At 61.0% G+C, this 21,289-nt stretch carries 20 protein-coding genes; 10 read left to right on the top strand and 10 right to left on the bottom strand.

Going from position 1 to position 21,289, the window contains the following annotated elements; translation table 11 throughout:
- Positions 1 to 378: 378 nt before the first annotated feature.
- The 5 genes from BF95_RS20990 to BF95_RS20970 all read right to left on the bottom strand — a co-directional run bounded on the left by BF95_RS20990 (position 379) and on the right by BF95_RS20970 (position 8,167).
- Positions 379 to 1,320 (bottom strand): hypothetical protein, encoded by a 942-nt coding sequence (locus BF95_RS20990; RefSeq protein ID WP_043154113.1) that lies wholly within the window; start codon positions 1,318 to 1,320, stop codon positions 379 to 381.
- A 691-nt stretch (positions 1,321 to 2,011) separates the two neighbouring features.
- The gene (locus BF95_RS20985; protein ID WP_043154110.1) at positions 2,012 to 3,007 is read right to left on the bottom strand and encodes a DUF2891 domain-containing protein; all 996 of its coding nucleotides are present in this window, start codon (positions 3,005 to 3,007) and stop codon (positions 2,012 to 2,014) included.
- Positions 2,998 to 3,948: a DUF979 domain-containing protein gene (locus BF95_RS20980; protein ID WP_037472182.1), complete on the bottom strand. Its 951-nt coding sequence runs from the start codon at positions 3,946 to 3,948 to the stop codon at positions 2,998 to 3,000. Before BF95_RS20980 ends, BF95_RS20985 begins: the two co-directional genes overlap by 10 nt.
- On the bottom strand, positions 3,945 to 4,616 hold the full coding sequence (locus tag BF95_RS20975; protein WP_037472184.1) for a DUF969 domain-containing protein: 672 nt from the start codon (positions 4,614 to 4,616) through the stop codon (positions 3,945 to 3,947). Before BF95_RS20975 ends, BF95_RS20980 begins: the two co-directional genes overlap by 4 nt.
- Positions 4,613 to 8,167, bottom strand: coding sequence for a hydantoinase B/oxoprolinase family protein (locus BF95_RS20970; protein WP_043154108.1), 3,555 nt, complete (start codon positions 8,165 to 8,167; stop codon positions 4,613 to 4,615). Before BF95_RS20970 ends, BF95_RS20975 begins: the two co-directional genes overlap by 4 nt.
- 392 nt (positions 8,168 to 8,559) lie before the next feature.
- Here BF95_RS20970 and BF95_RS20960 point away from each other — a divergent pair, with 392 nt between their 5' ends.
- Positions 8,560 to 10,482 (top strand): S9 family peptidase, encoded by a 1,923-nt coding sequence (locus BF95_RS20960; protein ID WP_037472188.1) that lies wholly within the window; start codon positions 8,560 to 8,562, stop codon positions 10,480 to 10,482.
- 222 nt (positions 10,483 to 10,704) lie between these two features.
- Here the strand turns inward: BF95_RS20960 and BF95_RS29740 are convergent, their stop codons facing one another.
- The 4 genes from BF95_RS29740 to BF95_RS20945 all read right to left on the bottom strand — a co-directional run bounded on the left by BF95_RS29740 (position 10,705) and on the right by BF95_RS20945 (position 11,864).
- On the bottom strand, positions 10,705 to 10,818 hold the full coding sequence (locus BF95_RS29740) for a DUF5818 domain-containing protein (RefSeq protein ID WP_235209914.1): 114 nt from the start codon (positions 10,816 to 10,818) through the stop codon (positions 10,705 to 10,707).
- Between the two features lie 85 nt (positions 10,819 to 10,903).
- Positions 10,904 to 11,326 carry a thermonuclease family protein gene (locus BF95_RS29735; RefSeq protein WP_037472191.1) on the bottom strand — a complete coding sequence of 141 codons (423 nt, stop codon included), beginning with the start codon at positions 11,324 to 11,326 and terminating at the stop codon, positions 10,904 to 10,906.
- 10 nt (positions 11,327 to 11,336) lie between these two features.
- Positions 11,337 to 11,522 carry a hypothetical protein gene (locus BF95_RS20950; RefSeq protein ID WP_037472192.1) on the bottom strand — a complete coding sequence of 62 codons (186 nt, stop codon included), beginning with the start codon at positions 11,520 to 11,522 and terminating at the stop codon, positions 11,337 to 11,339.
- A gap of 150 nt (positions 11,523 to 11,672) precedes the next feature.
- Positions 11,673 to 11,864: a DUF6771 family protein gene (locus BF95_RS20945; RefSeq protein WP_043154118.1), complete on the bottom strand. Its 192-nt coding sequence runs from the start codon at positions 11,862 to 11,864 to the stop codon at positions 11,673 to 11,675.
- Positions 11,865 to 11,940: 76 nt separating this feature from the next.
- Here BF95_RS20945 and BF95_RS20940 point away from each other — a divergent pair, with 76 nt between their 5' ends.
- The 6 genes from BF95_RS20940 (at position 11,941) to BF95_RS20915 (ending at position 16,928) form a co-directional block, all read left to right on the top strand.
- A complete protein-coding gene (locus BF95_RS20940; RefSeq protein WP_043154104.1) occupies positions 11,941 to 12,531 on the top strand; it encodes an SOS response-associated peptidase family protein in 591 nt (196 codons plus the stop codon).
- 75 nt (positions 12,532 to 12,606) lie between these two features.
- On the top strand, positions 12,607 to 13,020 hold the full coding sequence (locus tag BF95_RS20935) for a LexA family protein (protein ID WP_051520163.1): 414 nt from the start codon (positions 12,607 to 12,609) through the stop codon (positions 13,018 to 13,020).
- The gene (locus BF95_RS20930; protein ID WP_043154102.1) at positions 13,017 to 14,288 is read left to right on the top strand and encodes a Y-family DNA polymerase; all 1,272 of its coding nucleotides are present in this window, start codon (positions 13,017 to 13,019) and stop codon (positions 14,286 to 14,288) included. The genes BF95_RS20935 and BF95_RS20930 overlap by 4 nt, the downstream gene beginning before the upstream one ends.
- 175 nt (positions 14,289 to 14,463) lie before the next feature.
- The gene (locus BF95_RS26685; RefSeq protein WP_083216991.1) at positions 14,464 to 14,856 is read left to right on the top strand and encodes a polyhydroxyalkanoic acid system family protein; all 393 of its coding nucleotides are present in this window, start codon (positions 14,464 to 14,466) and stop codon (positions 14,854 to 14,856) included.
- 78 nt (positions 14,857 to 14,934) lie between these two features.
- On the top strand, positions 14,935 to 15,741 hold the full coding sequence (locus BF95_RS20920; protein WP_043154098.1) for a S1/P1 nuclease: 807 nt from the start codon (positions 14,935 to 14,937) through the stop codon (positions 15,739 to 15,741).
- A 359-nt stretch (positions 15,742 to 16,100) separates the two neighbouring features.
- Positions 16,101 to 16,928, top strand: coding sequence for a 23S rRNA (adenine(2030)-N(6))-methyltransferase RlmJ (locus tag BF95_RS20915; RefSeq protein ID WP_043154096.1), 828 nt, complete (start codon positions 16,101 to 16,103; stop codon positions 16,926 to 16,928).
- A 141-nt stretch (positions 16,929 to 17,069) separates the two neighbouring features.
- On the opposite strand, the gene BF95_RS20910 is transcribed toward BF95_RS20915, so the two are convergent.
- Positions 17,070 to 18,071 (bottom strand): GlxA family transcriptional regulator, encoded by a 1,002-nt coding sequence (locus BF95_RS20910; RefSeq protein WP_051520161.1) that lies wholly within the window; start codon positions 18,069 to 18,071, stop codon positions 17,070 to 17,072.
- A 124-nt stretch (positions 18,072 to 18,195) separates the two neighbouring features.
- Here BF95_RS20910 and BF95_RS20905 point away from each other — a divergent pair, with 124 nt between their 5' ends.
- The 3 genes from BF95_RS20905 to BF95_RS20895 are packed head-to-tail and all read left to right on the top strand — an operon-like array spanning position 18,196 to position 20,652.
- Positions 18,196 to 19,023 (top strand): alpha/beta fold hydrolase, encoded by an 828-nt coding sequence (locus BF95_RS20905; protein WP_037480387.1) that lies wholly within the window; start codon positions 18,196 to 18,198, stop codon positions 19,021 to 19,023.
- A 30-nt stretch (positions 19,024 to 19,053) separates the two neighbouring features.
- Positions 19,054 to 19,830 carry an SDR family NAD(P)-dependent oxidoreductase gene (locus BF95_RS20900; protein WP_037480385.1) on the top strand — a complete coding sequence of 259 codons (777 nt, stop codon included), beginning with the start codon at positions 19,054 to 19,056 and terminating at the stop codon, positions 19,828 to 19,830.
- Between the two features lie 30 nt (positions 19,831 to 19,860).
- Positions 19,861 to 20,652 (top strand): alpha/beta hydrolase, encoded by a 792-nt coding sequence (locus tag BF95_RS20895; RefSeq protein WP_037480383.1) that lies wholly within the window; start codon positions 19,861 to 19,863, stop codon positions 20,650 to 20,652.
- Positions 20,653 to 21,289: the final 637 nt, after the last annotated feature.

Genomic DNA, 21,289 nt, shown 5'->3' with positions numbered 1-21,289 from the left:
ACTCAGTACCAAGATCGATCACATCGGCTGGCGTCACCGCATAACCAATTCACCWGCTTAACTTCTCAGCGCGTCAGCATCTGACGTATTGAGGCGTCCCTGCCGCGGACGTGGGTCAGGTCATTCCGCTTTAACGGCTGCAGCTTTTTAAAGACTGCGCACAAAACATAGGAAGACCTTGCCTGCGGAGACCCATCATGCGGCGGCTTTATGCCGACCGCGAAGACAACCCTGCTCCCGGCATACGAAAACCCTCGCGCGACACGCCGTATTGAGAAAAACAAGCACAAGGTTGATTAACGTGTCGACGCCCTGCCCGACGCGATTAGCCTTCCCATGCCAACCACGCTTGACTGCAGGGATGCGATTATACAACCGTTACAAGTCCAAACAGGCCATCCCCGCCGTTGTGGCGCGCTGGCGATTGCCGGAAATCAACGCAGAAAAATCGGATGAAGCGCTCGACATCCCGGGCTCGGCGGCCGACAGCCTCGCGATCAGCCCGACAAACCACTCTGCCTCGACGTTGCACGAGATCCATTCGAGGGTCTCGTCGGAGATGCCCTTCCCGTCATTTTCGCGGTTGGACGTCGCCCCGAGGATCATCGATATCTCGAGCGCCAGCTCGGCATAGGCGAGGATCGCTGCGCGAATGCGATAGAATCCCGAATATCCCGACCCGAAGATGCGCTCCATGCCTTCGGGCGCGACGAGGTTGGGCTCGGCGAGCGAGAAGAGCAGCGCTTCGATCTTGCGGCCCAGCAACGGGCCGACCAGGTCCCAGTTCGCATCCGGGAGATCCCGCACGATCTCGCGCAGGACAGGATCCAGCTCCTTCTTCGCCGGGAACGGGAACACGAGCGCAAGCTCGCTGAGCAGGATATCGCGCGCCTGCATCTGCTCAAACCATTCGCTGCGCAGGACGAGGCGAAACCCCTCCCTGATGGTCGTGACCGTATAGTATTTCTTGTGGGCCTCCGGCATGAACTCGCTGAAATGCGCGTAGCTCAGCAGCTGCGCCATCTGCTCGCCCGTGGGATCCGCTTTCAAGAATCCGTCCAGAGCGTCGCGGGCTGAAACTCCAAAGGGTTCGGCCTGGCGCCGCACCAATAGCGGCAGCAGGTATCCCATGCGCCGTATCGCGGTCTCGGAAACCCCCGGTTGCGGGTCCAGGTCGAGCAGGCCTGCATGCTGGGTGACCCAGAGGAAATAATGCAGTCCCGCCAAGACCGCCCGGGCGGGAAGCGCCATGATCGGCATCGCGGCAATCGCGGTGTCCGCCTCATTCTCGAACTGCCGCAGGTCGTCAATGCCGTCCACAAAGTGCTCCGCCAGAAGGTCTTGCCACGATATTGGCGCAATCGTGTCAGGGCAACTGCTACCGCCGATGCATCTGACGCCGCCCTCAATACTGCGAGACGCGGAGCGAGCCTTCGGCGCGCGATGCCATCGGGCACGAGCTGTGGCTTGACTGCCGGAGCGCTGAAAAGCGCCCGCCGCGCCGTGTTTAAAGTGTCGCGTGCATCCGGCAGGACTGTGCATAGCCGGGCGCGGTGACGAGGCACAGGTACAGTTTGGAAGCGGGATGCTGACCGGATCGGCATCGCCCATCGTCTTGAAGGCCCTCGGCTACCAGACCGCCTTGGCCTGCGCGTAGCTCGGGCCCTTGAGGACCTCGATGCCCATCCTAAAGCTGCCCATGAGCAAGCAGCGCACGCACTGTCGTTCTGCGCTGACGATCGGCCCATTGAGTGTCGGCTTGCAAGACAAAACCGGCCATCGACGTACTCCCCACGACCGGCAGAAATGTCCCAAAACGCGGCGATCGATTTCAACGAAGCCGGCGCCGTACCGCCGCCGGCAGCACCCGACCAACATACGCCTTTCTATTCCCGAGCGCGAACGGCGCCTCGCTCGAAAATCTGCCGTTCGGCTGAGATAGATTTGCTGGCCTGCTCTTCCTGTCAGTGGCCACGAGTAGATACAAAAGGGTCCGGCGGCGTGCTGGTGGCTAGAATTGCTTTGGCGCGAGCAACGCCAGAACTGCGAAGCTGGTGAGCCAGTGCTCTCCCATATAATCGCCAGCCACATGCGGCAGCGCTGCCTCAAGATGTTCGTTCGCCAAAAGCATCAGCGCCTTTTGCGTTTCCTCATCGTCAAGCGCATCTGCGATAATGCGAAGACACCAGGCGCGGCTGAGATTGAGACCATCGAGATGAGCGATCTTTCCGTCGGTGCGATCGGAAACGAGCACAGGGCGGCATTCGTTCTCAAGCCAGCCATTGGCAATCACCAGGGCTCGGAACCAGGGAGCGAAAGTCTGCTTCGAACGAGTCTCGGTCATCAATAGTGCCGCAGTGAGAACGGGGGAGAGAAATTCATCGCCACCTGGCTCCCAACCGCGATAATCGGTACGGTTGCCAAAGGCTCGCTCTGTCCACGCGTCGATTAGAGCCACCATCGCCTCGTCGCGACCGAACGCCCAACGTCGTGCAAGGATCAGCGCAAAAGGCGTATTGAAATGTGTGCCCACGGTAATCGGGTAAGTCAGTATCCTAAGGTAATCGCAAAGGCGCGCCGCGAAAGCCAGCGCCAAGGGTTCAAGACGGACAGACCATTCGCGATCATCGTGCCGTTCAGCCTCAAGATGCAGGTATAGCAGCCAACTCCATCCGTAGGGCCTCTCGAAGCCGCGCGACATCGGCCGGTCGAGATAGGCCAACTCCACCGCAAGCTTGGCAACCGTAAAGGTTTCGTCGGCTAGCGCTTCGATTGGCCCAGCTTCGGCCATGCCAGGATATTGCCGCCTTAACGTCAGTAAGGTCCACCATCCGTGCACGCAGCTGTGCCAGTCAAAGCTGCCGCAGAAAACCGGGTGGGCCATGCGCGGGGGCCGAACGTCCTGGTCGCTCTCGAAGACATGGTCGTCCTTGTAGGGATAGGGCCGCGTCACGTGGCCAAGCGCTATCCTTGCGAAATGGCGGGCAATATCTTCGGTCAATTCCACAACAGGAAAGCCCCTACATAAATGATGACAATATTGCAGACCAGCAGCGGAAGAGCGGTCCCGATCTGTTGGCGGATCACCCCATGCTGATCTTTCAGCTCAAGCAGCGCGGCGGGAACGATGTTGAAGTTAGCCGCCATCGGGGTCAACAGCGTTCCGCAGAAGCCGGCGAGCATGCCAACTGCGCCGATCACCGCCGGGTTGCCGCCATATTGCTGGACCAGTAACGGAATCCCGATCGCCGCTGCCATGACCGGAAAGGCAGCAAATGCATTGCCCATAATCACCGTGAACAACGCCATGCCCAGCGCAAAGACGACAACTGTCAGAAAAACGCTACCGCGAGGTATGATATCACCTGCAAGGCCACCAATAATTTCGCCAACGCCCGCGAGCGCGAACACTGCACCGAGCGCCGCCAACATCTGCGGCAGGATCGCCGCCCAGCCGATCGAATCGAGCAGCCGCCGCCCCTCCTCGGCCGGAGCCAGCAGCGGCGGGCGCAGCCACCCGATCGCGCCCACCAGCGCCGCCAACACGCCCAAGCCGAACAGGATCAGCGTTTCGCGCCGCGACTCGAACAATCCGGTCTCGCCAAAAGCCGTGTAATTGTAGAGCAGCGTCCCCGCGACAGCGGTCAGCGGTACCACCAGGGCTGGCAGGAACAACCGGTTGCCGAGCCGTTCTGACAGCAGTTGCCGTTCCTGGGGCGTGGTCGTCGCAGGATCGCTCCGCGTCAGCCCGCCACCCCCCGCAATTGCCACCATCGCCAGCACCAATAGTCCGTTCATGAAATCGGAGACATGACTGCCCAGCAGGAAGCTCGCGGCCAGCAGCGCCCAGAACCCGGCATTGCCCCAGCGCCGTTCATGCAAGCTGAGCAGTGCCCAAAGCGCGAAGGCCGCGCCCGCCAGCGCGTAAAGCCATTCGTAGGTGATCACTGGCGCGCCCTCCCCAACCGGCGGTCGAAAGCGAGGATGCGGCCGCCGTGGATCAAAAAGGCGCAGATGGCCGTGGGGATTGCCCAGACGGAAAGCTGCAACGGGGTCATGGGGTAGCCCGCGCTCTCGAACACGCCCTGGATCAGCAGGATCGAGGCAATCGCGAAAAAAATGTCTTCGCCAAAAAACAGGCCCACATTGTCGGTCGCAGCGGCCATGGCCTTGATCTTGTCGCGGTCACCTTCGGATAAATCGCCATGGATCTTGATGGCGGCCGCCTCCGCCATCGGCGCCACCAAGGGGCGCACGGCCTGCGGATGCCCGCCAATATCCTTCATGCCGAGCGCTGAGGTGAGTTGGCGAAAGGCAAGATAAGCGACCAGCAACCGGCCCATGGTCGCGCCACGCATTGCTTCGATCACCGCGCGGGCGCGTTGCTGCAACCCGTAACGTTCTAGCAGGCCTATCACCGGAAGAATGATCCATGTGACAGTAATGTAGCGATTGTCATTAAAGGCTTTGCCCAGCGCTTCAATCACAGCAACGATATCCAGCCCGGCGAGCACACCAGTCGCAAGCGCCGCACCCACCACCACCATCAGCGGATTGAACCGCAACGCAAAACCAACAACGACGATCGCAATTCCAAGGAGTGGCCAATAGCTCATTGAGACACCTTCCCAAATCCGCCGCCACCGGGGGTGAGAATTACAAAACAATCACCCGGTTGCATATGCGCCGACGCTGTCGCCCCGAGCTCCTCACGCGATCCGTCCGCCCTCTCCACCCAGTTCCGGCCAGCCAGTGCATCTTCGCCTCCGCATATCCCGCTTGGCGCAATCCGCCGGCGATTGGCGAGCATGTTGGCACGCATCGGTTCAAGGAAGGTCACGCGCCGCTCGACACCGTCGCCGCCGCAATGCAAACCCGTCCCGCCCGAACCATGACGGATTGCGAACCGCTCGATCCGCACGGGCAGCCGCGTTTCCAGTATCTCCGGGTCGGTAAGACGGCTGTTGGTCATATGCGTCTGCACCGCGCTCGTCCCGTCATGATCGGGACCCGCGCCCGAACCGCCGCAGATTGTCTCGTAATATTGGTGATATTCATTACCGAACGTGAAGTTGTTCATCGTCCCCTGGCTCGGCGCAAGGCGTCGGCACGCGGCGAACAGTGCATCGGTGACCACCTGACTGGTTTCGACATTCCCGGCGACCACGGCTGCGCCGGGCTTCGGGTTCAGCATCGAGCCTTCTGGCACAATCAGTTCGACCGGGCGCAGGCAGCCATCGTTCATTGGAATGGTATCGTCGATCAGCGTGCGCAGCACGTAGAGCGCGGCAGCACGAGTAATCGCGCGCGGCGCATTGAAATTGTCCGGCAACTGGTTGCTGGTGCCCGTAAAGTCGAACACCGCCGAGCGGCTTGCGCGGTCGATGCGGATGGCGACCTTCACTGTCGCGCCATTGTCCATTTCATAGGCAAAGCCGCCATCTTCAAGCCGATCGATCAGCCGCCGCACGCTTTCTTCGGCATTGGCCAGAACATGATCCATATAGGCCGCGATCACGTCTGGACCGTGATCCATTGCTGCGCCCCGCAGCAGCCCCGCACCGCGCGTGCAGGCGGCAAGCTGGGCGCGCAGATCGGACAGGTTGCGGTCGGGATTGCGGGCGGGGAATGTCGCTGCCGCCAGCAATTTGCGCATTTCCGCTTCGCAAAACTGCCCTTCGTCAACCAGCAAGCCATTGTCGATCAGGACACCCTCTTCCTCGATCGTCCGGCTTTCCGGCGGCATGGATCCGGGCGCGATCCCGCCAATATCGGCATGGTGCCCGCGCGCTGCAACAAAAGCATCGGGTTCGCTCGCCTCTTCGCTGTAGAACACGGGCACGATCACCGTGATATCGGGTAGGTGCGTGCCGCCACGATAGGGATCATTGAGCACATAAGCATCGCCGCGCCGAAACCCGCGCCCGTCGCGCCCGCTCCCACGCGCATCGATCACCCGCACAATGCTGTCGCCCATGCTGCCAAGATGCACCGGAATGTGCGGCGCGTTGGCGATCAACGCCCCGCTGCGATCGAAAAGTGCGCAGGAAAAATCAAGCCGTTCCTTGATGTTGACCGAGGTAGCGGTGGATTGCAGCACCACCCCCATTTCCTCGGCGATGGCCATGAACAGGTTATTGAAAATCTCGAGACGGACCGGATCGACATCCGTTCCCGCCGCGCGCTCACGCTTCAGCGGCACGGTGCGGGTCAGGATCAGGCTTCCTTCATCGGCCAATCGCGCCTGCCAGCCTTTCTCGACCACGGTCGTCGACCCTGGGTCGATGACCAGCAGGGGCCCGGGCTCGCATTTGCCGACATCGAAGGCGCGACGCGACAGAATCTTCCAAGCGCCATATATAAGGGCATTACCAACAGCCAGCGCCTCGGGCAACTCGACCGATGCGGACAGCCCACCCGCTTGCCCACTGGCTTCGACGCTCAATGCCTCCACCATGATTGCCGCCCCCGCGTCGGAATAGCCGAAACGCTGGCGGTGCAGCTTGCGGAAAGCTACATCCATTGCCGCCGGATCGGTGCAAGTTATGGCTAGCTGGCTGTCAGTGCCAGCAAAGCGCAGCCTTGCGCGGCTGTCGGTCCGGATTGCGTCGGCAGCGATGCCCTGATCAAGGAGCTCCTGCCGCGCCTGTTCCTCAAGCGCAGCTAGTTCACGAGCGAAGCTTTCGTCCAGCGCGCGCACGAGGCTGACCTCGCGGATGGCCTTCACCGGCGCGAGGCCTATGCCATAGGCCGAGAGCATCCCTGCAAGCGGATGGACCAACACCGTCTCCATCCCTAGCGCATCGGCGACCTTGCAGGCATGCTGTCCGCCCGCTCCGCCAAAGCAAGCAAGCGCATAGGTCGTCACATCGTGCCCGCGCGCGACCGAGATCTTGCGGATGGCGTTGGCCATATTGTCGACCGCGATGGCAAGGAAGCCCTCGGCGATCTCTTCAAGCGGCCTTGGTTCGGGGAGCATTGCGGCAACTTCTTCCAGCCGCCCTCGTGCCACCACCGGATCAAGCGGGGCATCGCCCTGTGGACCGAACACGGCCGGGAAGAACGCAGGATCGAGGCGACCTAGGAAAAGATTACAGTCGGTCACGGTCAGCGGTCCGCCCTTGCGGTAGCAGGCAGGGCCAGGGTCCGCCCCGGCGCTTTCCGGCCCGACCCTGAAGCGAGCGCCGTCAAAGCGGCAGATCGACCCGCCACCCGCCGCGACTGTGTGGATCTGCATCATCGGTGCCGCGACCCGAACCCCCGCAACCACACTGTCGCCGGTCAGTTCATATTCGCCGGCATGATGTGCAACATCGGTGCTCGTGCCGCCCATGTCGAAGCCAATCAGCCGGGTATGGCCCAGTGGTGCGCTCGCCGCGACCATGCCGACCACGCCGCCAGCTGGGCCGGACAGGATAGCATCCTTACCGCGAAACGCGCCCACTTCCGCCAGCCCGCCGTTCGACTGCATGAAACGCAGGCTCCCGGTCGCGGGGAGGCTGGCCTCGAGCGCATCGGTGTAGCGCCGCAGCACCGGCGAAAGATAGGCATCGACCACCGTCGTATCGCCGCGCGGGATCAGACGGATGAGCGGTGCCACCTCGTGACTGACGCTAACTTGCGTAAAGCCGATATCGCGCGCCATCCGCGCAAGCCGCGCCTCGTGGTCCCGGTGCTTCCACCCGTGCATCAGGATAATCGCAAGAGCATCGAAGCCGCCGGCACGCAGGGCGTCGAGTTGCTGCCGAACCTGCGCGTCGTCGAGCGGCCGCAGAACTTTGCCATCAACCCCGACCCGCTCGTCGATCTCGACCACCCTGGCAGGCAGTTGCTCGGGCAGCATAATGTGACGGGCAAAAATATCGGGCCGCGCCTGCGTGGCGATCCGCAATGCATCGCCGAAACCGCGCGTAATGGCCAGCGCCAACCGTTCCCCCTTACGTTCGAGCAGCGCATTGGTCGCTACCGTTGTCCCGATACGAAGCTCAGCAATCGGTCCCTTGCCATACCGCAGCATCAGGCGCCGCACGCCTTCGCTGGCGGCATCTGAATACAATCCCGGGTTCTGCGACAGCAGCTTTTCGGTCACCAGCTCCCCTTCAAGGGTCGTCGCGACGATATCGGTGAAAGTACCGCCACGATCTACCGCAAAGCGCCAAGCCTTCATTCTGCTACCTTCTCTCAATCATGGCCTACGAACTAGGCCGCTGCCAGCAGCTTTGTCCAGACTTGGGGCGTCTAGTGGATGTCCGCTTCAGGTGTCGCAATTGCCGGAATCGGCCATTAAAAATCGTCAAAGTCACGGGACTTGCCGTTCGGCAAACGGCCCAGAAGGCGCCACACAAGTCGATGTGGCTTTGCATCGCACGTGCGGGCAAGGCGGGCGTGGAATTAGGTGCAAGACGAGGAGCAGCGGCAGACGTCAAAGAGTTGACGATCGGTGTAGGGCAAATGGGGGTATTCTGCCTCGCTTTCCCATCCGCATCCGGCTAGCTTTGTTTTCAACAAGAAGACGGCTGGCCAGCCTGCCAGTTCATTCGAGAAGCGACGGAGCACCTGATGCGGGCCCTTATCCTTTCATTGCTGCTATCGAGCGGTGCCGCAGCAGCAGGTGCGGCGCAAACGCCTCGTCCTGAGGACATTGTCAAGGCCGAGCCAGTTTCGCTCGCGCCCAAACAAGATGGCAAACTCGACATCACCCGTTTCCTGCTTGTACGGAGCCCGCGCGGTGCAGCCCTCTCCGCGGAAGGGACGCACATTGCCTGGATCAGCGACATCACCGGTTCGCCCCAGATCTGGACGATGCCGGTAAGCGGCGGCTTTCCAGACCAACTCACCTACGGATCGGGCGTCGACTGGCTGGAGCCCGGCCCCTCGGGGCATTGGCTGTACGGCGCTGATACCGACGGAGACGAGCGCGTTGGCATGCACCTGCTCACCATCGACGGAAACAAAGAGCGGACAATCGTTGAGAAGTCGCCAGCGTTCCGCAGCTTTGGTGCTTGGAGCCGCGACAGGCGCCGGTTCGCCTATTCCTCGACCGAGCGCAACGGTACCGACTTCGACATCTACGTGACGGACGTTGAGACCGGCCAAAGTCGGCGCGTTTATGATGGAAAGGGCGGCTTCTACGCAGTCGCATGGCAGCCAGGTGGTGATTTGATAGCGGTTAGCGAGACCCGCGGGGGTGGTAATAACCTTCACCTGCTCAACGCCGCGACCGGCGAGATGACAACCGTTTTCGAGCCGAAGACTATCGCCGAATACAGCTCTATCGCATGGAAGCCCGATGGCCGCGGTTTCTATCTTTCGACCAATCAATCCTCAGACTATCACGAGATCGCTTTTTATGATGTAGGCGCGGGTCGGCTCCAAACGATCGTTAAGCCAGGCTTCGATATCGGTCAGATCGCGCTCAGCCCCGATGGCCGCTACCTGGTCTGGACCACGATCGAGACTGGGTTCAGCCGTTTGCACGCGCGCGACTTAAGCACCGGCCACGACATCCCTGTGCCAAAATTGCCCTCAGGCACTGTGTCTGTCCAGTTCGCTGGGGAGAGGCCAATGCTCCTGATCAGTGCGAACAGCCCGACTACGGCGGGCGAAGTGCTTTCCTGGGATCTGTCCGCAAAGGATGTCGCCGCCCGTGTTCTGGTGCCGACCGATGCGCCCGGGCTCGACCTGTCGCAGATGGTGGTTCCAGAGCCAGTCCGCTTCGCCGCGCGTGACGGGGCACCGCTCACGGGGCTCCTGTATTTGCCGACGACATCGCCCGACGGCCGCAAGCCGCCAGTGTTCATGCGTATCCATGGCGGCCCCAGTGCTTATGCTACGTCAGGCTTTTCGGCGGACATCCAATATTATGTCGCCCGCGGCATTGCGGTACTCGACTTCAACTATCGCGGTTCGACGGGCCAAGGGAAGACGTTCGAGCAGTTGAATGACCGTGAGAAGAAGGTCGACGAGGTCGGAGATCTGGCCGACGCGGCGGAATGGTTGCGCAAGTCGGGTCAGGTCGATGGCACCCGTATCGCGGTCGGTGGCGGCTCTTATGGCGGCTATCTCACCAACCAGGCGCTTGGCACATATCCCGACATGTTCGTGGCCGGCGTTTCTATCGTGGGTGTATCGGACTGGGTAACAGCGCTTGAGCAAGCCAGCCCCGGACTGAAGGCCGCTGACAAGCTTGAATTCGGTGATATCGCAGATCCCAAGGTCCGCGCCTTCTTTGCCAAGCTGTCGCCGATCAATAACGTAGCCAAGATTACCACGCCGATGCTCGTCATGCACGGAGCGAACGACCCGCGGGATCCGGTCGCCGAGAGCGACCGTTTGGTGGAGGGCATTCGAGCAAGTGGTGGAACCGTCACCTATCTGCGCTTCCCGGACGAAGGACATGGTATCGCCCGCCTTGCCAATCGCGTTCACGGGTATCGCCGCATCGCCGCCTTCCTTGAAGATCGTTTCGGTTTGAGTCGCTGATCAGCCAGTGACAATTTTGCGCTGCCGCCGCCAAGCAGAAAAGCGTCTTGCTTGGCTTGGACACAGCGCAGCAGCCTCCTTGCGGCCCGGCGCTCGTTACGATGCAGTCCCCTTACCCCTCAACCGCAAGGATACCTATCCGTTCGTCCACCTTGCGCGGTGCTTGCTCACCATGCTGCTTCATCACTATCGACACCTTCCCCCACAAAAGCTGATCGTGCGTCATGACAGGGTGATCCGCTCGACGGCAATCAGATCAAAACCGTCACGCACGCCGATGATTGTGACGCGCTTGCCCAGCAGCGGCCGCCAGSCTTGGTGATCTCCAGTCGCCACTCGCCTCCATCAGCAACACGCAGCACCGGATAGAAGTCGCCTTCCAGAAGAATGCCGGTCAGTTCGTGGCGCGTTCCTCTCGGCATCAGCGGCAATGCCCCCGCGCATAGCGATCCCATCGCAGGACAGTGTCTGACCTGATCATGGCGCAGCTTATGTCGCCCGTGCCCGGCAGATTGCACCATGCCCCTGTGCGACCGCCCCGTGCCGATCCATTCGACACGCAGCGCATGGTCGGCGCCGATACGAGAATATGGCCGGTCCGCGCCTTGCCTTTCGCGCCGCCCAGCAAGCGCACCAGCCGGTCTCGTGCTGCAATAGCCGATGCCTTGGGACAGGGGTGCCCCTTTTTGCATGTGCCGTCCATCTCGCGGGCAGCTATACCGGCCAAACGCACCTTTGGACCTTCCGCACACCAGATCGGGCCGTCTCCGTCCCAGACATGGGTAGGCGTGCAGACAAAGACCTGTCCGGATGCCAGAACGACCGCGGATAGGACGGCAAGCATGAGCCTCGCTTCAGCCTTCGGCCAGGATGGTCATGACGCTGTCGAGACTGCCTTTGACAACGATATAATTTCCCTTCTCGAAATTGATCGCGCTGGTGCCATTTTCACCGCGGTAGCGCCGAACGAAACTGACCCGATCGACATTGACGACCACAAAATCGCCGTCCACCGTTTCCAAACGTACAAATCCGTTCATATCTATTCCCGATCGCTCAAACCGAGACGCTAGCGTGGCGGTGCCGGATTGCACAGCCGCTATGCCGTCTATTGCTCAAGATCAGGAAAGCGGCAGACTATTCAGCATCGCTGACCATGTGCATCACGCGGATGTACCGCAGGCTTTGCGTCACAGGGGCAGCGTCATCTGGCGGATGTCAGGGATTGTGGGGGGATGCTCGATAGCCGCGATGACGCTTTGCGCCAGTTCCACCGCCGCCTGTTCGCGCAGGCGCTCGTTGGGTGCGGTGAGGGCGACGCGTGCCCAGGCCGGGGCGTGAAGCAGGCTCTGCGCGAGCCAAAGAGAATCAGGGTGGATCATGGTTTGGATCGTAAAGAACATATCAGGAACGATGCAAGAGGCTTGCGATGAAATTGGCGATCGCTAGGCTGCCCGGATGTGCAATCACTATCGAACCGATCCGGACAAGATCCTCAGTTGGCGGGACTATGCGGGGTTCGATATCCGCCAGCCCAACGCCGCGTTCGCCACGGACGTCTGGCCCAAAAAGCCGGGCATGATCGTCCGCAACGATGATGGTGTGATCCGAAGCGACGTCATGTCCTGGGGCGTGCCAACCCAGGTCAAAGGCAAGAGCGGAAAGATGCTGGAAAAGCGCGTGACCAATGTGCGGAACCTTGGCAGCCCATTCTGGAAGTCGATGCTGGCCAATCCTCCGCAGCGGTGCCTCGTACCCTTTTCGACATTCGCGGAACCCAGGACCGGGGAAGGACGCGATGAGTGGTGGTTCAACGTGATCGATCAGCCGATCGCCGCTTTTGCAGGCATATGGCGGCAGAGTGACCATGGTCCGGTCTATGCGTTTCTGACCTGCGAACCCAATGCGCTGGTCGCGCCGCTGCATCCCAAGGCGATGCCGGTCATAGTCGAACCGGCCGACTATCAGGCATGGCTATCGACGGATTATGACGGTGCCTGTGCGATGGCGAGGGCATATCCTGCCGCGCGGATGACCGTTCAAGGGTAGAACATAAAAAGAACAAATGACCGTTTCGGACAATCAGGCTATGCCGGATCGGGTATCTGATTCGTGGCCTATTTGATGTTTGAACCCATACCCATTTGCCTTGCCATGCCCGATCTGCCGCTGCTGCTGGTGAGCCTGCCAGCAGGCTTTCCTTCGCCCGCGCAGGACGACATGGAGGAACCGATCAATCTGGCCGACTGGCTGGTGGAGCATCCGGCTGCAAGCTACATCATGCGCGTCGATGGATATTCCATGACCGGGGCCGGAATTACCGACGGCGATCTGATCATCGTCAGCAGGGCAAAAAAGCCTGTTGCAGGCCATATCGTCGTCGCCATGGTCCATGGCGATCGCACGTTAAAGCGCCTGAAACGGCGCGACGGGCGCTTCTGGCTGGTCCCGGAAGCCGATGGCTTTCCTGACATCATCGTGGATGAATATGTCGAGATATGGGGCGTGGTCGTCGGACTGGCCCGCAAATACGGATGAGCGCGCCGGTCGCCCTGATTGACTGCAACAATTATTATGTGTCCTGCGAGAGAGCGTTCGATGCCAGCCTCGTTGGTGTCCCGGTCATTGTCCTCTCCAACAATGACGGCTGTGCGATTGCCCGTTCGGGTGAAGCCAAGGCTCTGGGCATCAAAATGGGGGATCCTGTCCATCTCATCCGCGACAAGATCAGGCAGCATGGCATTCGCGTCCTGTCGTCCAACTATGCCCTCTATGGCGATATGCAGCGGCGGGTCGTCGCGGCGATCGAGCCATTTGCAAGGGATTTCGAGATTTACTCGATCGACGAGACCTTTGTCGATTTTACGGGCTTCGAGCATCTGGATCTTGCCGCGCATAGCCGTGCCATGCGCGCGCAGGTCCGGCAGTGGACCACCATTCCCACCTGTGTGGGCATCGCTTCGACCAAGACGCTCGCAAAGCTGGCGAATGCGGCGGCGAAGAAAAACCCGACATTTGATGGCGTCGCCGATCTGCGCGACGAAGACTTATGCCGTTGGGTGCTCGACCAGTTCGACGTGGACGATGTATGGGGCGTCGGCAGGGCGACGGCGGCCAAACTGGCAGGCCTGGATATCTGTACTGCCGGGCAGTTGCGCGACATGGCCCTCAAGCAGGCCCGCGCCATCGGCGGTGTCGTGCTGGAACGGCTGGTCGCTGAATTGCGCGGTGTTCCGGCGTGCGCCATCGAAACCGTAGCGCCTCAGCGCAAGGGCATGGCTGTCACCCGATCCTTTGGTACGCCTGTCACCGATATGGACATGCTGATGGGCGCCGTTGCGCAATATGCGATGCGGGCGGGAGAAAAGCTGCGGCAGCACGGCCTGGTAGCAGGACGCCTGACGGTATTTTTCCATACCAATCGGCATAAGCAGGACCGGCCGCAATATTCTGCAACGCGGACGCTCACCATGCAGCCCATGACCAACGATGGCCTCATGCTTCTTGCCTACGCCCGGCGCGGCATAGAGAGCGCTTGGCGAGAGGGCTATGGCATCACCAAGGCGGGCGTCATGCTGGAAGACCTCATCGACGCTGATAGACGACCGCGGGCGCTGTTCGAGGACGATAGCGGAAGGCGTGATCGGTTGATGGTCGCCATGGATCAGGTCAACATGCGTTTCGGGAAGTTCGCGGCCGTTCCGGCCAGCCAGGGGTTCAAGCGCGAATGGGCGGCCAGATCGGACAGCAAGTCGCCCAACTACACCACCCGCATTGCCGAGGTGCCCGCCGTAAAGGCGAGATGAGCAAGTTTTACTGCCGGGGGTCCCTTGTCCGATGTGGCTGGATATCGCCCAACCGGCTGATCTCGAGCGATGAACGATCCTGGCAGTGAACGGTCAGCGCTGCCCACGATTGGGCGTGCAGGCAGTCCCTCCCCTTCCCGGTCAAGCACCACCCCCCTACCCCAGCGCCAGCCTCATGATGCGGACCCACGCGACAGAGCCGGAACCACATCCTTGGTCCAAGCGTCCATGGACCATGGCATCTCCGACTGTAATTGACATTCCCCACACTCTTGGTCGCGACGAGGCCATACGGCGCATGGAGAGGGGCGTTGGCAAACTGGCCTCGCACATCCCGGGCGGCGCAGCCACTGTGACCCATTCATGGCCCAGCGCTGAGCGTCTTGCATTGACGGTCGCGACCATGGGCGTCGAAGTGCCCTGCACGGTCGATGCGGAAGACAATCGGCTGCGGGTGACGCTCCATCTTCCTGGCATGCTGAGCCTGATGTCAGGGCCGATCGCCGCCATAGTAGAGAAGCAGGGCGAACGGCTGATGCTGGACGATAGGGCCGACAGGACGATCTAGGGTCGCGCCACGCGGAACGACATACCATCTACAGCAATCCGTCTTTCCCTGGAGAGGAAATGTCGCCAAGGAACAGCGATGCGTATATTCTCCCTTCTCGCCATCCCATTCCTTGCATGCACACCCGCACAGGCTTGGGGTCCTGTCGGCCACCGCATAACCGGTGCCATCGCCGATGAAAATCTGAGCGGTGTTGCACGTGCCCATGTCCGGCTTTTGCTTGGTGCCGAGGATCTTGCCGAGGCGGCGACCTGGCCCGATGACATGAAGTCCGACCCGGCCGAATATTGGCAGAAAAAGGCTGGCCCCTGGCACTATGTAACGGTGAGGCAAGGGGACAGCTATCAAAGCAAGGACGCGCCGCCAGAGGGTGATGCCATGAGCGCGCTGGATGGTTTTACGGCTACACTGCGCAATCCCAAATCCTCCATTGAGGACAAGCGGCTGGCCCTCCGCTTCATCGTGCACATCATCGGCGATCTGCATCAGCCATTGCACGCGGGCGGTGGGGATGACCGGGGCGGCAATGATGTCAAGGTGACCTGGTTCGGCCGCTCGACCAACCTTCATTCGGTGTGGGACTCAGCGATGATCGAGCAACGGTCCTTGTCCTATTCCGAATATGCGCAATGGCTGTCGCGCACGATCTCGCCTGAGCAGGTGATCGATTGGAGCGATCCTGCGCCTTCGGTGTGGATTGCGGAGAGCATCGCGCTCCGCAAGACGATCTACCCCGCCGATCCCAGCATATCCTGGGACTATGCCTACAAGCATCGATCGGAGATGGATGATCGACTGAAGCGCGGAGGCATAAGGATCGCGGCCTACCTCAATTGGGTGTTCGAGCCTGGAACCGCTACCGTTCCGGCCAAACAAACTAAATGACACACCTCGACACATAGTGTGAATGTATCGACATACCCAGCCAACGACTATGTCATTCCCGACCTCGGCAGGTCCTTGTCCGAGCTTGCTCCTGTCCGGCAGCAGCTAACTAATCCAAGTGGTCCTACATTGGGCGGGCAAGTCCGTTACGATGTTCGAACATTTCCATGCGCGAGGAGCCCTGCGTCTTCGCCTCTGGTAGCGATCGCTAACGCGGACTTGAGACCTTGTGCAGAAGTGTATTGAAGGTTTCCACACGACTTCATACTAGCGCCGGATTGGTTTCTTCAATCGCTTCGCGCTCGGCAACCGTGCCCAGCCTCAAATATAAATGTAGATCGTCAAGCATTCGGGTCGCAATGAATTATCGCCATTCCTTCCATGCCGGCAATAGCGCCGATGTCGTCAAGCACAGCCTGCTAATTGCCCTCGTGCGGGCCTTGCAGCAAAAACAGAGCGCGCTGACCCTGATCGACACCCATGCAGGCTGCGGGCTGTACGACCTTGACGGAGAGGATGCCCAACGCACCGGCGAGTCCACGCAGGGCGTGCAGCGGGCTTTTGCCGACTCGAACGCCTTGCTGAACGACTACCGCGCCGTCGTACAAGCGGTAAATGTCGGGACCGAGGCACATTTTTACCCGGGCTCGCCGCGGATTCTGGCGCAGCTTCTTCGGCCGCAGGATTTCCTGATCCTGAACGAAAAACATCCCGAGGATGCCTATACCCTGCGCGGCATGATGCGCGGCACAACCGCTGCCGTACATGAGCGCGACGCTTACGAGCTTTGGCTGGCGATGGTGCCACCCCGCACCGCGCGCGGCGTGGTGCTGGTCGATCCGCCTTATGAGCAGGCAGACGAACGCGAACGCATCACAGCCACACTTGCCGCCGCTCACCGCAAATGGGCGCATGGCGTGACGGTGATCTGGTATCCGCTGAAAGACCGCGCCACGCATGGGCGGTGGAGGGAGCAGTTACGCAAACTCGGCATTCCGAAATTGCTGCGGGTGGAGCATTGGTTATACGATGGCGACCAGTCCGGCATTTATAATGGCGCGGGCCTTTATATCGTCAATCCGCCCTACGCCTTTACGCAGGCGCTGCCACCTCTGCTGGAAGCCCTGCGCGCTGCGCTGGCGCCGAAAGGGCATAGGGGCGAGATCACGACCGATTTGTTGAGCTAGTGGCCAGCCCTCTCGAGCTTTTCCGAGCCAGTCCGACAATGCGCCAGTCTTCTGAACATAGGTTGGGACGAGCCTGTCTTTCAACGTCCTGATCGTCTCATTCGTTAATCGGCCCTTTGTCGGATTTGCTTTGTCCAGAAGTCATGCCGCTATCTGAACGTCTGATCCGCTCGAGAAGCGGTTGCGATATTCGCCAGGTGCCAAGCCCAATATGCGATGGAACACGCGGCGAAAGGCGGTTGCATCCTCATAGCCGACTGCCCAGGCAATCTGGTCTACAGACCGCCTGGTAAATTCCAGCAGTTCGCGTGCCTTACCGACGCGCAGGTTCTGCACATATTCAATCGGCTTCATGCCGGTCGCCGCCTTGAACCGGCGCAAGAAGGTGCGCTCCTCCAGCCCCGCCGTTCCCGCCATATCGCCGACGCTGACCGGCCGCTCCGCACGCCCCTGTAGCCAGTGCTGCACCTTCAATATCGCCTCGTCGCCATGCGTCAGGCGCGGCGCAAAGCTGGAAAAATGGCGCTGTTCCCGGCCAGATGCATCAATCAGCAGGAACTTGCCCGTCTCGATCATCACGGTGGGACCCAGCAACCGATCCACGATCCGCATGCCAAGGTCGGTCCAGGCCATGAGGCCGCCCGCCGTGATGATATCGCCATCCTCGATCACCATCTTGGCCGTGTCGAGCCTGACGTCGGGAAAGCGATCGCGAAACTGGTCGGCAAATAGCCAGTGCGTTGTGGCGGGCCGGCCTGCCAGCAGGCCCGTCGCCGCGAGCAGGAAAGTGCCCCCACAATTTGATGCCAGAACGGTGCCCTGCGCATGGCGGTCCAGCAACCAACGCGCATAGGGCGCGGCCTCCTGCGCGTCGGGCGGGCCCGACAGCCGGCCCGGACTGATCAGGATCGTCGGCATGCCCGGCTGATCTGGATGGGTGTCGAACGTCCGGGTGAAAGTGCGAGCCTCGTCGACTGACCAGTGGCTGACGCGCAACGCCTTACCGCCCCGGTCCAGCGAAAATTGTGATGCGATCATGAATAGATCCGTGACCCCATACACCATGCCGATCTGGCACCCGGGATAAAGAACCAGCCCCACTTCGGCACCCAGGGCAGCCACCGTTCCCGCCCCCACCGCCATGTCTATGCTCCCTTTGTCGGTTTTGACCTGCTTAATGTCGGAACCGCCGCTCCTGCCAGTCGCGCAACGATCCTATTCCTCTGATCACAGGGCGCAACCGCCCCATTCAACAGGGAGTGCCAACATGAGCAGGATTACGACCAAGGATGGAACCAGGATCTTTTACAAGGACTGGGGATCGAAGGAGGCCCAGCCGATCCTCTTCTCGCATGGCTGGCCATTGAGTGCCGATGCCTGGGACGCGCAGATGGTCTTTTTTGCCGATCAGGGTTTCCGCACGGTCGCCCATGATCGCCGCAGCCATGGTCGTTCGGACCATGTGTGGGCCAACAACACCATGGATCAATATGCCGACGATTTGGCCGAGCTGATCGAGACGCTGGACCTGCACGACGTGATCCTGGTCGGCCATTCGACCGGCGGCGGGGAAGTGACCCGCTATATCGGCCGTCATGGGACGGCCCGCGTCGCCAAGGTCGCGCTGATTGGCGCGGTGCCGCCGTTGATGCTCAAGACCGAGGCCAATCCGGGCGGTCTGCCGATCGATGCCTTCGATGGCATCCGCAAGGGCACGTTAGACAACCGCAGTCAGTTCTTCAGGGATCTGACGATCCCCTTCTATGGCTATAATCGCGAAGGTGCGGTGATATCCGACGGCATCCGCGATGAATTCTGGCGGCAGGGCATGATGGGCGGGCTCAAGGGTCAACTCGATAGCATCCGGGCCTTTTCGGAGAGTGATTTCCATGCCGACTTGGCCAAATTCGATGTGCCAACGCTCGTCCTGCATGGCGACGATGACCAGATCGTGCCGATCGGCGCATCGGCTCTGGAAACGGTGAAAATCGTCAAGGATGCGGTGCTTACCATCTATCAGGGTGCCGACCACGGCCTGACGCAGACCCATCAGGATCGGTTCAATGCCGATCTGCTCGCCTTCATCCGCAACTGACGCCTCCGTTTCGCACAAAGGATATTCGCCATGAACAATATGTTCCTCATCACCGGCGCTTCCGATGGCATTGGTGCCATCTATGCCGACCGGCTGGCCCGCCGCGGCCACGACCTGATCCTCGTTGCCCGCCGCGCAGACAAGCTGGCGGCCCTGGCGCAGCAGCTTACTTCGCAGACAGGCGTCGCAGTGGAGGTCATCAGCGCGGATCTGTCCAACGCGGACGATCTTGCCCGTATCGAAAGCCGACTGCGAACAGACGACCGCATTGTTGGCTTGGTCAACAACGCTGGCATCGCGGGGGAAACCACGCTGGTGGAAGCAGATCCATCCTTCCTGACGGGCATGATCAACCTCAATGTGCTGGCTGTCACCCGCCTGACCGCGGCCATCGCGCCGCGCCTTGTCGGGTTGGGCAGCGGGACGATCATCAACATGACCTCCGTCACGGCGCTGATGCCCGAAGGCTTCACCGCGCTCTATCCAGCAACCAAGGCGTTCGTTCTCGCCTTTACCGAGGCACTGCAGAGTGAACTGGGAACAAAAGGCGTTCGAGTCCAGGCCGTGCTGCCGGGGATAACCCGCACCGCCATCTGGACCCAGGAGCAGCTTGCCAACATCCCGGCCGACATGGTGATGGAAGCCGACGAGATGGTCGACGCCGCCATGAGGGGCCTCGACCTGGGCGAAACTATCACCATTCCAGCCCTACCCGACAGCGCCGATCTTGATGCCTATCTGGCCGGACGCGCGGCGCTGCGGCCCAATCTCTCCCGCAACCATGCCGCCGCCCGCTACCGGGCTTGATGCGGGCCGTCCACAGAAGGGAATCTAGTCATGACCAGATCAAAGACCATTGTCCTCGTGCACGGTGCCTGGCTCAATGCCAGGAGCTGGGACGGCGTCAAGGCCCGCTACGAGGCTCGCGGCTACACCGTGATCGTCCCCGACTGGCCGCTCGACGATCGCGATCCGGCTGACCTGCGCGCGGTCCCTCATCCTGGCCTCCACAAAATCGGCCAGCGGGAAATCGTCGCGCATTACGAGGCGATCATCCGCGCCCTTCCGGAACAACCAATCCTGATCGGTCATTCGGTCGGCGGGGTGTTCGTCCAGCATCTGATGGACCGGGGACTGGGCGTTGCGGGCATCGTGATCCATCCTGCGCCCACGCCTGGGGTGCCGCTCTATCCCCATGCGATCGTCTCGGCGCTGCCTGTGTTTCTCGATCCGTTCAGCCGGAACAGGGTCAAGCATATGTCGCGCCGCTTCTTCGCACGTCGTTTCGCCCAGACGGTGCCAGCCGACCGGGCCGACGCGCTCTATGATCGCTATATCGTCCCAACCCCCGGACGGGTCTATTGGGACGGCGTCATCGACCCGATGAAGATCGACTGGCGCAATCCGGCGCGCGCGCCGATGCTGCTCATCGGCGGGGGCAAGGACCTGATCGCCGACGCAGCGATGACGCGCGCCATCTTCGCCAAACAGAAGCAAGCGGCGACGCTGACCGAATATCTCGAATTCCCAATTCGTTCGCATTGGACTTTGCTCGACGAAGGTTGGGAGGAGGTCGCCGACACCGCACTGGATTGGGCAGAGCGTCATCAACGCGGTGTGACTGGCTGATCGTTACTGCCTGGACGGCAGAACTGCAGCTTGAACAATCTACTGGATCCAGGCAGCTGCTATTGAAACCGAACCAAATCTGCCACTTAGTGTTCAATTTTTGATCCCGAAGTGCCGATTGTCCGCCTATCGCCCCCCTGCTAAAATTGCGAGCGTTCACGCTCGGTGCTTCGAACTATTTCCGAAACTTGGAGCGTTGATCGGTCTGGGTCGCAGCCATTCCCTCTCGCTCTGCCAGGCTGAGCCAAGAAACGCAGTTTGCAACATCTTTTCGAGCGGAGCCTGTAGCTTTCGAAGCAGGGCGTCTTTAGATGGGCGCCTGGGTCGTGTCCCGGCGCGTTCTCTAATCGCCACTGTCAACAGCTGACCTCTTTGCGGTTCGTCACGCGCGCTGGGCTCCAGGGTTCTCTCCGCGGTCGTCGCGCTGGACGCCGCATGTTAGCGTTCAAAGTAGGGTGAATCTAAGTGGTGTGCGCGGTCCGTGCCGCACTCGCGGGAACGATCTCACCCTCGCTAAGCGTCCCAGCGGGACGCGTTCTGTCGCGCTTGAGTTCAGCGTATTGCTTCGGATTTGGATCAGGCCATGGCCGCCTCCCGGAAGGTCGTGTTGGTACGCCACATTGCGTGCAATGTTACC

It is taken from the genome of Sphingobium sp. Ant17, from assembly GCF_000588875.1.
GTDB lineage: Bacteria > Pseudomonadota > Alphaproteobacteria > Sphingomonadales > Sphingomonadaceae > Sphingobium.
Note: the sequence above shows the minus strand (reverse complement) of the source record. Positions and strands in the feature narration are given on the sequence as shown.